This window comes from Anaerococcus sp. C0059F3 (genome assembly GCF_056590475.1).
The window spans coordinates 1-14,138 of sequence record NZ_JBWPWE010000012.1; the positions used below are offsets into that span (position 1 = coordinate 1).

At 37.7% G+C, this 14,138-nt stretch carries 9 protein-coding genes; 8 read left to right on the forward strand and 1 reads right to left on the reverse strand.

Features of this window, described 5'->3' with window-relative positions; translation table 11 throughout:
- Nucleotides 1-267 precede the first annotated feature (267 nt).
- The 8 genes from AC1EJ5_RS08285 (at nucleotide 268) to AC1EJ5_RS08320 (ending at nucleotide 13,205) form a co-directional block, all read left to right on the forward strand.
- Nucleotides 268-2,253, forward strand: coding sequence for a hypothetical protein (locus AC1EJ5_RS08285; protein WP_479815659.1), 1,986 nt, complete (start codon nucleotides 268-270; stop codon nucleotides 2,251-2,253).
- A gap of 207 nt (nucleotides 2,254-2,460) precedes the next feature.
- Nucleotides 2,461-3,573 carry a PP2C family protein-serine/threonine phosphatase gene (locus AC1EJ5_RS08290; protein WP_479815660.1) on the forward strand — a complete coding sequence of 371 codons (1,113 nt, stop codon included), beginning with the start codon at nucleotides 2,461-2,463 and terminating at the stop codon, nucleotides 3,571-3,573.
- Nucleotides 3,570-4,205 carry a deoxyribose-phosphate aldolase gene (gene deoC / locus AC1EJ5_RS08295; RefSeq protein WP_479815661.1) on the forward strand — a complete coding sequence of 212 codons (636 nt, stop codon included), beginning with the start codon at nucleotides 3,570-3,572 and terminating at the stop codon, nucleotides 4,203-4,205. The genes AC1EJ5_RS08290 and deoC overlap by 4 nt, the downstream gene beginning before the upstream one ends.
- A 2-nt stretch (nucleotides 4,206-4,207) precedes the next feature.
- The gene (locus AC1EJ5_RS08300; RefSeq protein WP_479815662.1) at nucleotides 4,208-5,665 is read left to right on the forward strand and encodes an alpha-amylase; all 1,458 of its coding nucleotides are present in this window, start codon (nucleotides 4,208-4,210) and stop codon (nucleotides 5,663-5,665) included.
- On the forward strand, nucleotides 5,662-6,249 hold the full coding sequence (locus tag AC1EJ5_RS08305) for a ribonuclease H1 domain-containing protein (protein WP_479815663.1): 588 nt from the start codon (nucleotides 5,662-5,664) through the stop codon (nucleotides 6,247-6,249). The genes AC1EJ5_RS08300 and AC1EJ5_RS08305 overlap by 4 nt, the downstream gene beginning before the upstream one ends.
- 64 nt (nucleotides 6,250-6,313) lie before the next feature.
- Entirely contained in the window at nucleotides 6,314-7,087 is a 774-nt protein-coding gene (locus AC1EJ5_RS08310; RefSeq protein ID WP_479815664.1) for a gamma-glutamyl-gamma-aminobutyrate hydrolase family protein, read from the forward strand.
- A 392-nt stretch (nucleotides 7,088-7,479) separates the two neighbouring features.
- Nucleotides 7,480-11,733, forward strand: a complete 4,254-nt coding sequence (locus AC1EJ5_RS08315; protein WP_479815665.1) for an acyl-CoA dehydratase activase-related protein — start codon at nucleotides 7,480-7,482, stop codon at nucleotides 11,731-11,733.
- 203 nt (nucleotides 11,734-11,936) lie between these two features.
- Entirely contained in the window at nucleotides 11,937-13,205 is a 1,269-nt protein-coding gene (locus AC1EJ5_RS08320) for a Glu/Leu/Phe/Val family dehydrogenase (protein WP_479815666.1), read from the forward strand.
- A gap of 41 nt (nucleotides 13,206-13,246) precedes the next feature.
- Here AC1EJ5_RS08320 and AC1EJ5_RS08325 read toward each other — a convergent pair whose 3' ends face one another.
- Entirely contained in the window at nucleotides 13,247-13,930 is a 684-nt protein-coding gene (locus AC1EJ5_RS08325) for a DUF554 domain-containing protein (RefSeq protein ID WP_348938758.1), read from the reverse strand.
- Nucleotides 13,931-14,138: the final 208 nt, after the last annotated feature.

Genomic DNA, 14,138 nt, shown 5'->3' on the forward strand with positions numbered 1-14,138 from the left:
TCTGTGCTATATTTTGCCATTAAAAAACTGACCTCCTTTAGTTAGTTTTTAGGTCTAACTTTTGGGGGTCAGTTCACTTTGTGGGTGTTTTTTCTTTGGAAATTTTAGCTTTATTTTATTTTACTACAACCATAAGGGTTGGGCTATATTTGTTGGAAATGTCTTTATATCAATGGCTGTAGGGATAAATAAAAAATATTATCTCCTTAACATAAATTTAACAAGCAATATTTTATTATAGGAATATAAAATTTTAGGAGATAAAAAATGAAGAAAAAAATTATTATTACAAGCCTAGTTATGGCGTCGGTCCTGCCTTTTATGGGAAAAGTGGAAACTGTAAGAGCAGATGAAGGAAAAAAACTTAATGAAAAAGCAAAGTCTGAATTAGACAAAGCCAAGGAAAATCTGAATGAAGTCCAAGCTAAGAAGGCTATGCTTGAAAAAGACCTAGACCAAGCAAAAAAAGATGCAGCTCAAAAACAAGAAGAAAAAGAAGTTCTAGAAAATAAGCTTGGAAAAGTAGAAGAAAACATCAAGGGAAACGAAAAAGTTCTTGAAAATGAAAAGCAAATACAAAAGATTGATGAAGAGCTTGATAGCTTGGATAAGAAAATCAAAGATGCTGAAAAAGAAGCGGATTCTGCCAAGGATAAGTATGACCAGGCTAAAAAGGCCCTTGAAAATGCAAATAATCAAGCACCAGGTGCAGATGATTTTGTCAAAGAATCTGACCTTAATAAGCTTAAACAAGAATATGAAGCGGCTGATGATATCCTAAAACAAAATGAAACAAGAGAGCAAGACCTTCAAAAAGAATTGCAAGCTAAAGTTGATCAAAAAAATGAGCTTGAAGATAAGAAGGCTGGGATAAAAGACTTTTTTGATAGTTTTGAAAAAGACTCGAACAATTCAGAAAAAACAAAAAGTAAAGACTATCAGGAATTTAAGAAGAATCAAGAAGAAACCTACAAAAAAATGGATGAAGAAGCTAATAATATTCAAAAAGAAATTGACCTACATGAAAATGCCCTAAAAAACATTGATGAGAATATAAAAAATGAGCAGAAAACTAGGGATGAAAAAGATGAGGCCTATAGAAAGCACCAACAAGCCCTTAAAATCCAAAACGATTACAAAGAAAAAAATATAAAAAATCTTGATGATTTTGCTAAACAAAGTAAACAAGCTAGCGAAGAAGCAGAAAAAAGGCTAAAGGAAGCTAAGAAAAAAACAGAAGCTGGAATTGAAGATTACAAATATATACTTGACCAAGAGACAAAAAAGAAAAGAGAGCTTGCTAAAGCTAAGGCTTCTGCGAAATTCTTAGAAGATAAATTGGCTGAAAATAAGGATGATTTCATAAAGAATAATAAAGAATTTATCGAAAGTGAAATTAATGAATATAAGAGTTTAGTAAGCGATTCTGAAAAAATACTAAAAACAATCCAAGACGACTTACAAAAGAAAAGCGAAGAAATTAAAGATCTACGTGCTGATCAAGAGACCGAAAAGGATGATTATATCCAAAAGAAATTATCTCACCAAATCGCTAATGAAATGAAGGAATTTCTTGCAAAGAAAAATAATTCTAAGTCTAAAGAAGACCTCAAAAAGGACCTAAGGAACAAACTAAATGAAGCTAAAAATATCCTAGATAAGAAGATAGCTGAGATTGAAAAATTAAGCCAAGTAGATAAGGCGCTAAGGGAAAAGAAAGTTCAAATTGGAGAACTTAATCCAGCGGATGTTAAAAAAGCAAAAGACCAGCTTGGAAAAGACCATCAAGAGATTGATAGACTTAAAAATGCTATCGAAAATCTAGACCAATCTAAAGAATTAAAAAGGGTAAAAAGCCTAGAAAATCAAATCAAAACCCTAGACCAACAAATAAAAGACCTTCAAAAGCAAATTAAAAACCTTGAAAATCCTAGAAAGCAAGATAATCCTACCAGACCAGATCATAGGACAGAAGGAAGTCGTGGCAAAGACATTTCTGATGATTACGGCATTGACCTATCAAGTCTTAGCCTTGAAAAATTGGATAAAAAAATCCGTTTAAAAAATTCCTACCTAAGATTAAAAGCAAGTGTTAATAGGGCCAAGGAAGTCGTAACACTTGCAGAAAATTATGCAAAAACAGGCAAGATGGACGCTAATAAGAGAGCGAAGCTTATTAAATTGATAGAAAAATTAAAAGTAAATATAGGTCTTGTGGAAAAACACCTAGTGAAAATGGAAGCGTCCCTATAAAATATATAAAAAGGCTAATGGCTGTAAAATTATCAGTCTAGCCTTTTTCTTTTGGTAAATTTTATTTTACTTTTATAAATATTTTAAGGTAAAGGGCTTAAATTCAAAAGAAAAGTCCAATTTTATTGGCATATAAGGCCTAAAAACTTCGATTGAATTACTATATTAAAAAGATATAGTTACTATAAAGACAGTAAAGGGGTCGCAATGAGGAAATCTTTTGATAAAAACCGAGATTTACAAGAGAATATCAACTTTTTTATCCTTAATTCAATGGATGATTGGGTGAGGATTATTGATGATTTTGGTCAGGTGACCTTTATTAACGATGCCCTCAAAGATGCCCTAAAGAAAAGTCCAAAACTTAAAACCTATTTGGATGAAAATATAGACCTAATTATTTCTAATTCTAACACTTTGTCAAAGTCAGCGACCATGATTGAGGAAAAGCTCATCGACGGCAAGTATTATTCGATAAAATCAAGTCCAATTTATCTTGGTGATACCTTCACAGGCACTATCGAAGTCTACAGGGATATTACAAGCGAATCTATCCTTAAAATCGACCTTTATAATGCCAACAAGGCCATGCTTGACGATATACGTTTTGTAAGGCGTATCCAGTCGTCAATTCTCCCTAAAAATGGGACCTATGGCAAGCTAAGCCTGTCTGGAATTTATAATCCTGCAGACGATGTATCTGGCGATCTTTATGACCTAATAAAGATTGATGAAAATAGGATTGCTTTTTATATTGCGGACGTCATGGGCCATGGGGTAAAGGCTTCAATTATGACTATGTTTTTGAAGGTTTCTATGAGTGCGATTTTTGATAAGCACCCAGATTTTTCACCAGGCCAGGTTTTCTTAAATCTCAGGAAAAAATTTACTAAATTGCAAATTGATTCTAGCCAATATTTTACAGCTTGGCTTGGGATTTTCGATTTTAGGGACGATAGCTTGGTATTTTCCAATGCTGGCCACAATTGTCCGCCACTGATTTATTTCAAGGAGAAAAAAGAGGCAGAATACCTCCTTGCTAACGGGAGGATGATCTCAAATATAATCGAGCCTGACGAATATATAGAAAAAAGCCTAAACTTATCCCAAGGTGATAAGATATTATTTTTCACAGACGGAGCAATCGAAGCGAAAAATGAAGAGGGCAATGAATTTGGTCTTGAAAGATTGAGGGAGACTTTTTCCAAGTCACGTGATTTAACCTTTGTTGATGAAATAATCACATCCTACAACTGGCAAGCCATGGCAGATGATTTGACCCTTGCCCTATTAGAATATGAAAAGAAGGAAGAGATATGAAACTTAACCAATATATAGACCACACAAATTTAAAAGCTGATGCAAGTATAAAAGATATTAAAAACCTAGTTGATGAAGCGGTTGATCACGATTTTTATTCTGTTTGCGTAAATTCAGCCAATGTTAAACTTATAAAAGACTACAACAAGGACGTAAGGATAGCCGCTGTTGTTGGTTTTCCTCTAGGAGCTATGGCCAAGGAAGCCAAGGTTTTTGAGGCAAAAAAAGCCATAGAAGACGGAGCTTGTGAAATTGATATGGTAATCAATGTTGGCAGGCTTAAAGACGGTGAATATGCATATGTAGAAGACGAAATTAGAGAGATTAAAGAAGCTATAGGTTCAAATGTCCTAAAGGTAATTATAGAAACTTGTCTTTTGATAGATGAGGAAAAAATCAAGGCTTGCCAATTATCTGTAGCCGCAGGAGCTGATTTTGTAAAGACTTCTACAGGTTTTTCTACAGGTGGAGCGACAGTAGCAGATGTGAAATTAATGGCAGAAACTGTTGGTAATAAGGCAAAAGTCAAGGCTAGCGGTGGCATCCACACCAGAGAAGAGGCCCTAGCAATGATTAAAGCGGGTGCATCTAGGATTGGTGCATCAAAGTCAATTGATATTTGTAAGGAGTAATCATGGCCAATGAAATAATGATGCAATCTTTTGAATGGGACACAGACGGATCTGGAGATTTTTATAAAAAACTTTCAAGAGATGCTAAAGACTTAAAAAAAGCGGGCATTGACGCCCTTTGGCTTCCACCAGCTTGTAAGGGTGGCGGTGACAATGATGTTGGTTATGGAATCTACGACCTTTGGGACTTGGGAGAATTTGACCAAAAAGGCACAATCAGAACCAAGTACGGAACCAAGGATGAATTGATCAAGGCCATAGCCGACCTCCATGAAGCAGGGATAAAATCCTATGCAGACATAGTCCTAAACCACAAGGGTAATGCTGATTTTAAGGAAAGTTTTAAGGCTGTTATGGTTGACCAAAACAATAGGGAAGAAGACGTGTCTGGCGAGCTTGAAATCGAAGGATGGACAGGTTTTGATTTTAAGGGCAGAAATGGCAAATATTCCGACATGACCTGGCACTACTACCATTTCACAGGTATAGACTACGATGCCAAAAGCGAAACTTCTGCCATTTATAGGATTTTAGGAGATGGCAAATACTGGGACGAGGACGTTTCCAATGAAAAGGGCAATTTTGATTACCTTATGAATTGCGACATCGACCACAACCACCCAGAAGTCCGTGAAGAGATTTTTAAATGGGTTGACTGGTTTATCAAGGAAACCAAGGTCGACGGCTTCAGATACGATGCCCTAAAGCACATTTCGGGTGATTTTATCTACGAACTTTCCAAACATATATACGACAATATGGGCGAAAACAAGTTTTACTTATTTGGAGAATTTTGGCAATATAACACAGGTGCCATCGAAAATTACCTCCAAAACTCAGACTACAAGATAGACCTTTTTGACGTTCCACTCCACTTCCACATGGCAGAGGCCAGCAAGTCCATGGGCGAATATGACATGAGAAAAATCTTTGACGGCACAGTTGTTAAGGAATTCCCAGCCCAAGCAGTAACCTTTGTCGACAACCACGACTCCCAACCAGGCCAAGCCCTTGATTCTTGGGTAGAAGACTGGTTTAAGGAAATAGCCTACGCCTTGATTTTATTTAGGAAGGACGGTTATCCATGCCTCTTTGCGGGCGATTATTACGGCCTTATTGGGCCTGTAAAAAAAGACCCACTCAAAGATATGCTTGATAAGATGATGGCCGTTAGAAAGGCATATAACTACGGAGAAGAGGATGATTACTTCGACCACCCATCTGTAATTGGTTGGGTAAGACGAGGCGATGATGACCACAAGCCACTAGCAGTTCTAATCTCCATTCAAGATATGGCGGAAAAACAAATGTTTGTTGGCGAATCTGAAGCTGGCGCCACCTATGTTGACCTTTCAGGCAAAAATGAAGAAATTACCATAGATGAAAATGGCAACGGCGTCTTTACAGTAGGACCTGGCCAGGTAACCTACTGGGCAAACAAGGAAAGCTTAGGCCAATGAAGAAATATTACGCAGTAAGAAAAGGTAGAAATCCTGGGATATACACATCCTGGGATTCTTGTCTTAAGGAAGTAAAGGGATTTTCAGGCGCCATTTACAAGTCCTTTAAAACTAAGGACGAGGCTATCGCTTTTATAGAAGGGGCTGAAAAGAAAATTGAAGTTGACGCAGACACCATTGTCGCCTATGTCGATGGATCTTTTAACCTGCCAGAGAAAACCTACGGTGCAGGTGTAGTCCTAATCAAAGACGGAGAGGAAGAATATTTTAAAAAAGCCTACACCGACTCCTACTACACCCACAGGAATGTGGCTGGAGAAGTCAAGGCAAGCGAGCTTGCCATAGACCTCGCCATAGAAAAATCTTATAAAAAAATAATTATCCACCATGACTACCAAGGCATCCAAGCCTGGGCCGAAGGCGATTGGAAGGCCAACAACGACCTCACCCAATCCTACAAGGCCTTTATTAATGACAGAAAAAAATATATCCAAATCGCCTTTGTAAAAGTCAAAGGCCACTCAAATGACAAATATAATGACCTAGCCGACAGGCTAGCCAAGGATGCTTGTGGGATAAAATAGCTTACAAAGATTGTAGGGAAACATTTAGCCTTTCTTGTTATACTTATAATAAGGAGGGCTTTTTATGAGGAAATTTTTACGATTCATTAGAAATCTTATCTTGCTTGGAATTTTAATTTTAGGAATTTTTATTTTTATTAAATCTAATAAGAAAAAAGTGCTGGTAATTGGCACTAGCCCAACAATTGGATCTACGTACTATGAAATTGCAAATTCTTATAATTATGAAATCCATATATTAACCGGGGTCCAGACAAATAAAGACGCTTCTAGGGATATCATTAAAAGTGTGGACGGGGTAATATTTGCAGGTGGTGACGACTTTGATCCTTCCCTTTACGGATCGGATGCCTATGACCTTGTAGAAACCTATTCGACAGACCAGGACAGGTCTGACCTTGAGCTTTTAGGCCTAGCTATTGAAGAAGGAAAGCCTATTTTAGGCATTTGTAGGGGTATGCAACTTATAAATATCTATTACGGGGGCAGCCTATACGAGGACCTACCAAGCCAATTTGGGACAAGTATTTCTCATAGGGATGGTTCAGATGGTTTTACCTATCATATGGTAAACTTTAATGGGTCTTCGAGGATATATGAAAAATTGGGCGGACAAAAGTCTAGAGACGTCAATTCCATGCATCACGAGGGCATAAGGGATTTGGCAAAGGGTTTATTTGCCACAGCAACAAGTGATGATGGCCTAGTCGAAGCCATAGAAAATCCCTACTACGATTCCTATATGATGGGAGTCCAGTGGCATCCGGAATACAGCCGGGGAAAATTTGATGAATTAACGAAAATAATTTTTGATGATTTTAGTAAGGCCTTAAAATGATTTTTTAATTTATAGGCAAGAAATTTTAGTAAAAATAAGTATGAAATTTATAAACAAAGACAAGATCCAGTCAAATGACTGGGTCTTTTTTAGTTAAGCTATAAAGAATAACTATTGTATAAAAATTAAATTATAGTGTGAATAACAACTAATAAAGATTTTTAAAAAACAATAGATTCTTATTTTGTAAAGTTAATTTTACAATTGGCGACAATTTGGGAATTAGCTATATATCTATGATGTATGGGCTTTACTTTATTTAATCAATGGTATAATATAAGTACATTTACCCTAGTAAAACGGGTGGATATAAAAAAATATTAAAAATTTATTTAAAGTTATTACATAAATATAAATAATTAATATTATTTATTCGAATAGAGAGGGAGAATATGGACTTACATATGGGTTTAGACGTTGGTTCTACAACAGTTAAGCTAGTTGTGACTGACGACTCATTTAATACAATATATTCTGTATATACTCGTCACAAGTCGGATGTGAGGGAGACTGTAAAAAAGGTCTTGGCTGATGCTAGAGACAAATTCAAGGACGACAGACTGACTGTGGCTGTGACAGGCTCTGGTGGCATGTTTCTTGCCGACCTAATTGAAACTGACTTTGTCCAAGAAGTTATAGCAGAAACCAGGGCAATCAAGGAATTTATCCCAGAAACTGACGTTTTAATTGAACTTGGGGGCGAGGATTCTAAAATTACATATCTTTCTGGTTCTGTAGAACAGAGGATGAATTCGATTTGTGCAGGTGGTACAGGCGCTTTTATAGACCAGATGGCATCCCTTCTTGATACTGACGCTTTGGGCCTAAATGACCTTGCCAAATCTTATCAAAAAATTTACCCAATCGCTTCAAGGTGCGGGGTTTTTGCAAAAACTGATATCCAGGCTCTGATGAACCAGGGTGCCACAAGAGAAGATATTGCTATTTCAATTTTCCAATCAGTTGTCAACCAAACAATTTCAAATCTCGCTTGTGGTAGGCCAATTAGGGGTAATGTCACCTTTTTGGGTGGACCCTTGCACTTCCTTCCTGCCTTAAGAGACCGTTTTATAGAGACTCTTGGCCAAGAATTTAATAAGTTTTATATACCAGAAGACGCTGAAGTTTACGTTGCCAAGGGGGCTGCGATTTTATCAAGCGAAGATGGAAAATTTGTTTCAATTACAGACCTTATAGAAAAATTAAAAACTAGCGAAAAAGTTGAAATAGAAGCCACAAAAAGGCTTGAACCACTTTTTGAATCGGAAGAAGAATACAAAGAATTCAAAAAAAGACATAAGACTTCTAAAATTAAATACAGGGATCTTGCGACCTATGAAGGGCCAATCTATGTTGGGCTTGACGCTGGATCTACAACTTCAAAGATGGTTTGGCTATCAAAAGACATGGAAATTCTCCTTGATGATTATAGGATGAATCTAGGTAATCCCCTTGAAGTCTGCATTGACATGCTAAAAGATGCCTACCAGAAGAAAAATCCCAAGGCCCACATCGCTTCATCTGGGATTTGTGGCTACGGGGAAGATTTTATAAAAAATGCCCTCCACGTTGATAATGGAGAGGTCGAGACCATTGCCCACTACAGGGCGGCGAGATTTTTCAATCCCGATGTCGATTTTATCCTAGACATTGGTGGACAGGACATGAAGGCCATGCACATTAGGGACGGGGTCATTGACTCTATCCAGCTAAACGAGGCTTGTTCTTCTGGTTGCGGTTCATTTTTATCGACCTTTGCCGCATCTGTTTCTATGGATGTAAAAGAATTTCAAGAAGAAGCCATCAAATCAAAGAAGCCCGCAGACCTTGGTTCTCGTTGCACAGTTTTTATGAATTCCAAGGTCAAACAAGCCCAAAAAGAAGGTGCAGAAGTGGCAGATATAGCCGCCGGCCTTTGCTATTCAGTAATTAAAAACGCCATCCAAAAGGTAATTAAAATCAGAGATCCAAAGACCCTTGGCAAAAATATCGTCGTCCAAGGCGGCACTTTTTATGGAGATGCCATCCTTAGGGCCTTTGAAAAATTATCAGAAAGAGATGTCACTAGACCTGAAATATCAGGGCTAATGGGGGCTATGGGTATGGCTCTTATTGCCAAGGATAGGTCTACAGGCACATCTAAGCTTGCAGGTCTAGCTGACCTTGAAGATTTTTCTTACGAACAAAAATCAGCTAGGTGTGGCCGTTGTACCAATAACTGCGCCCTAATAATTAATATTTTCTCAGACGGCAGGAAATACATAACTGGCAACAGATGCGAAAGGGGTGCTGGGGTCAAGCTTGATAAGTCCAAAGACGACCTTAATATGTACAAATTTAAGTACGATCTCTTGTTTAACAGAGACACACTCGGCGACAAGGCAAGGTTTGGGACTGTTGGAATCCCAAGAGTTTTAAACATCTACGAAGACTATCCATTTTGGCATAAATTTTTTACTTCCTTAGGCTTTGATATTGTCTTATCCGACAAGTCATCTAGGGAAATTTATGAAAAGGGTCTAGGATCGATTTCGTCCGAAACTGCTTGTTATCCAGCAAAACTCGCCCATGGCCACATGGAAAACCTAATTTCAAAAAATCCTGATTTGATTTTTTATCCAGCAGTTTTTTACGAATATAAACAGTATGACAAGGCCAAAAACCACATGAATTGCCCAGTTGTGTCTGGTTATCCAGATGTTATTGAAAATAATGTTGATGGCCTAAAGGAAATTAAATATCTTTTCCCTTATATTTCTTTTGAGAGCGAAGATATTATCAAAAAGAGGATGGTGGAAGTTTTTGATGGTTATGAGTTTAATGGCAATATTTTAAATAAAAATCACATCGAAAATGCAGTAGCCAAGGCCTGGCAGGCCCAACAAGACTACCATGATGCCATAAGGCTAAAGGGCAAGGAAATAATAGATTTGGTCAATAAAAAGGGCCTAAATGCCATAGTTCTAGCCGGTAGACCTTACCATATAGATCCAGAAATCAACCACGGCATAGGAGATTTAATCGAGTCCATGGATATACCAGTTCTTTCCGAAGATGCTGTCGCCTATAATCTTGATGATTTAAACGAAAAACTCAGGGTCCTTGACCAGTGGTCCTACCACGCAAGGCTTTATAGGGCAAGCGCCTATGTGGCAAAAAATAAAAATCTCCAACTAATCCAGCTAAACTCCTTTGGTTGTGGACTTGATGCGGTGACCACCGACCAAGTTGAAGATATTCTAAAATCAGCTGGGAAAATTTATACCCTTTTAAAAATTGACGAGATTTCAAATCTTGGAGCAGTTAAAATCAGGGTAAGATCCCTTCTTGAGGCCCTAAATCAGAAAAAACTCGAAGGCATAGACTTTGAAGTCCAATCCCTAGATAAGGCCTATGATTTCAAGCCTTTCACCAAAGAAATGCGTCAAGATGGCTATACAATTCTTGCCCCACAAATGGCCAGAGAACACTTTAGGATTATGGAAGGGGCCTTCAAAGATTCTCCTTATAAGATTGAGTTTTTGAATAAAATTGACAAGGATGTTATAAATGAGGGCCTCAAATACGTAAACAACGACTCCTGCTATCCTTCAATTACAGTTGTGGGCCAGATGCTAGAGGCAGTTAATTCCGGCCGCTACGATACAGATAAGATTGCCCTTTTGATGACACAGACAGGAGGCGCTTGTAGGGCATCTAACTACGTTGGCTATATCAGAAAGGGACTAAAGGATGCTGGTTTCCCTAATATTCCAGTAATAGCCCTATCTGCCCAGGGAATTGAGAAGAGTCCAGGTTTTGACCTATTAAGCTTCAAAAATATTCCTTTGATGAAAAAAATGCTCAGGTCGATTTTGCTAGGAGACCTTTTAAATAGGGTGGCTAACGCAACCAGGCCTTATGAAATCGAAAAAGACGCCACAAATAAGCTCAAAGAAGCCTGGATACAAAGGCTTACCGAAGAGATAAGGACTATGGATAGGCCAAAATACAGAAAGGCCATCAAAGAAATTGTAAAGGATTTTGATGAAATTCCTGTTTGCCACAAGGAAATTCCAAAGGCAGGTATAGTTGGGGAAATTTTGGTGAAATTCCTCCCAGAAGCCAACAACCACCTCCAAGACGTCCTTGAAGCGGAAGGGGCAGAGGTAATTGTTCCTGACCTTACAGACTTTTTCCTTTATTGCTTTAAAAATGCGGAATTAAAGAGAGATTTTTACGGCAAAAGTCCTGTAAATGCGACTCTTGCCCGAATGGGAATTGTCCTTATAGAAAATTTCAGAAAGCCAATCAGAAAGGCCCTCAAGGAAAGTATTCACTTTGATGAGCCGAAATACATTGATGGAATTTCAGATTTGGCTAGTGAAGTCACAAGTCTCGGCAATCAAGCCGGTGAGGGTTGGCTTTTAGCTGGTGAAATGGTTGAGCTAATCGAAGCTGGTGCACCAAATATTGTTTGCATCCAGCCATTTGGATGTCTTCCAAACCACATTACCGGCAAGGGCGTTATGAAAAAAATCAGGGAAATCTACCCAGAGGCAAACATCGTAGCAATCGACTACGACCCAGGTGCCAGTGAGGTAAACCAGGTAAATAGGGTCAAACTCATGATGGCAGCAGCCAGGGATAAAATGAAAGAAAATTAAAAAGCTGGTCCTAGGACCAGTTTTTTGTGGAAATAATCGAATTTTAATCTCTATTGGAGCCTAGATAATTAGGTAATTTTGACGAAACTTCTGGCTTTGTATGAATATTTTTTAATAAAAAATGATAAAAAATTATTTTTTTTGTTAGCAAAAAAGGTGTATAATACTTTAGAAATTTAATTAGCAATTAGAAAGAAGGCAATATGACAAAAGCTTACGATCAATTTATAAATCTACAAAAGAAATTAAAGGAAGTTTCAGACCTTGCAGGTTTTTCTGAATCTTTTTACAATATTATAAAAGAACCTGAAAGGATAATCGAGGCAAATATTCCAGTCAAAATGGATGATGGCGCTACAAAGACCTTTAGGGCCTTCAGGTCTGCCCATTCATCAGCTCTTGGTCCATCAAAGGGCGGAGTGCGTTTTGATGAATCTGTGACCTATGAAGAAGTTAAAGTCCTTTCCACTTTGATGAGCCTAAAGGTAGCTCTACTTGGCCTTCCTCTTGGTGGTGGCAAGGGCGGAATCGTAGTTGACCCTAAAAAGCTTTCAGAAAGGGAACTTGAAAGTCTTTCTCGTGGCTTTGTCAGGGCAATCAATAACTACATTGGACCAAGAATTGACGTTCCAGCTCCAGATGTAAATACCAATGCCAAAATTATGGGATATTTCACTGACGAATACATTGCCCTAAATGGCGGTCGCCACGATATTGCAACTTTCACAGGCAAGTCCACCGACATGGGAGGATCCCTTGGAAGGACCGAAGCGACTGGTTTCGGTGTATATCTTACTATAAAAAAATATTACGAAAAAATTGGTAAAAGCCTAGATGGAGCAACCTTTGCCCTCCAAGGTTTTGGTAATGTTGGCTCTTTTGCAGCGAAATTTTTAGCCCAAGATGGGGCTAAGCTTATTGCTCTAAATTCTAAAGATAAGAGCCAAAAGTCAGGTTCATCTGCTATTTACGACCTAAATGGCCTAGATGTTGAAAAATTAGATAGGGCAAGAGAAGAAACTGGTTCTGCCCTAAATATAGATGCAAAGAAAATTTCAAACGAAGAATTCTTCGCCTTAGATTGTGACATTCTAATCCCAGCTGCTATGGAAAATGTAATTGATGAGACCAATGCAGGGGAAATTAAAGCTAAACTTGTTGTTGAAGCGGCAAATGGACCTGTGACTGAAGCAGGAGAGGCGATTTTAATTGAGAAAAATATCCCTCTAATTCCAGATATCCTCGCAAACTCTGGCGGAGTTTTAGTAAGTCATTATGAATGGATTCAAAATATAACAGGATCTTATTGGGACGAAGAGGAAGTAAGGAATAAACAAGAAAAAGATATGTCAAAGGCAATCAAAGAAGTATTTGAAACTGCAGAAAATTACAAGGTAAATTACAGAAAAGCAGCCTTCATCCTTAGCCTTTCAAGAATAGAAAAAGCCCTCAAATTAAGGGGCAGGATATAAATATAACCCCATTTCGGAAATAATCCGTAATGGGGTTTTTCTTAAAATAAATTTAAAATTAATCCGATTATAACAGGGATTACAATTGCAGGCAAGGAATTTACCAGCTTAAATTTCACAAGATTAAGCATGGAGAGACCCACAGCAATGATTGTGATTCCGCCAACACCAGAAATATTTGCCAAAATTTCTGGTGTGAGGATTGGAGCTAAAAATCCTGAAAGCAGGGCGATGAGGCCTTCATAGAGGAAGATTACCCCAGCAGAGCAGGCAACACCAATCCCTAGGGTTGTTGACAAAAAGATTGAGGAAAGGCTATCGATTATGGCCTTAGTGTATAAAATTGAGTTGTCCCCGTTGACTCCGGCTTCGATAGCGCCAAGGATTCCCAAAGAGCCCACGCAAAAAATTAGGGTGCCAGAAACAAAACCTGTCGCAAAATCATTGTCTTCATTTTTAATAAATTTATCTTTTAGAGTATTGGCAAAATTATTGAGTTTTCCTTCTAAATCAAAATATTCTCCAATAATAACTCCCAAAATCATTGAAATAAGAACGATTATGACATCGCCCTTGAGGGCAGATTCTATACCCAAAACCACAATGGTAAGGGGCAAAAATTTCATAATTGCATCCTTATAACAAGGTTCTATGTAATTTGCAAGTTTTAGGCCAACAAGGCCAGATAAAAAGACGGCAATAGCGTTGATAGCGGCACCTAGCATGACTTTCTCCTTAAATTATTATCTATTCTTATTATATGGGAAAAAAGAAAAAATGCATAAAAAATGTAAATATTTTCATTTTATGCATAGAATATGCAAAAAATCCAAGTCGCTTTGATCAAAGCTTTCAAAATGCTTATTTATTTGTTCTTGCTTTGAATTTTAATGAAATTTCCTAGAAACTTATAAGTTTTGAAAAACAATTTGA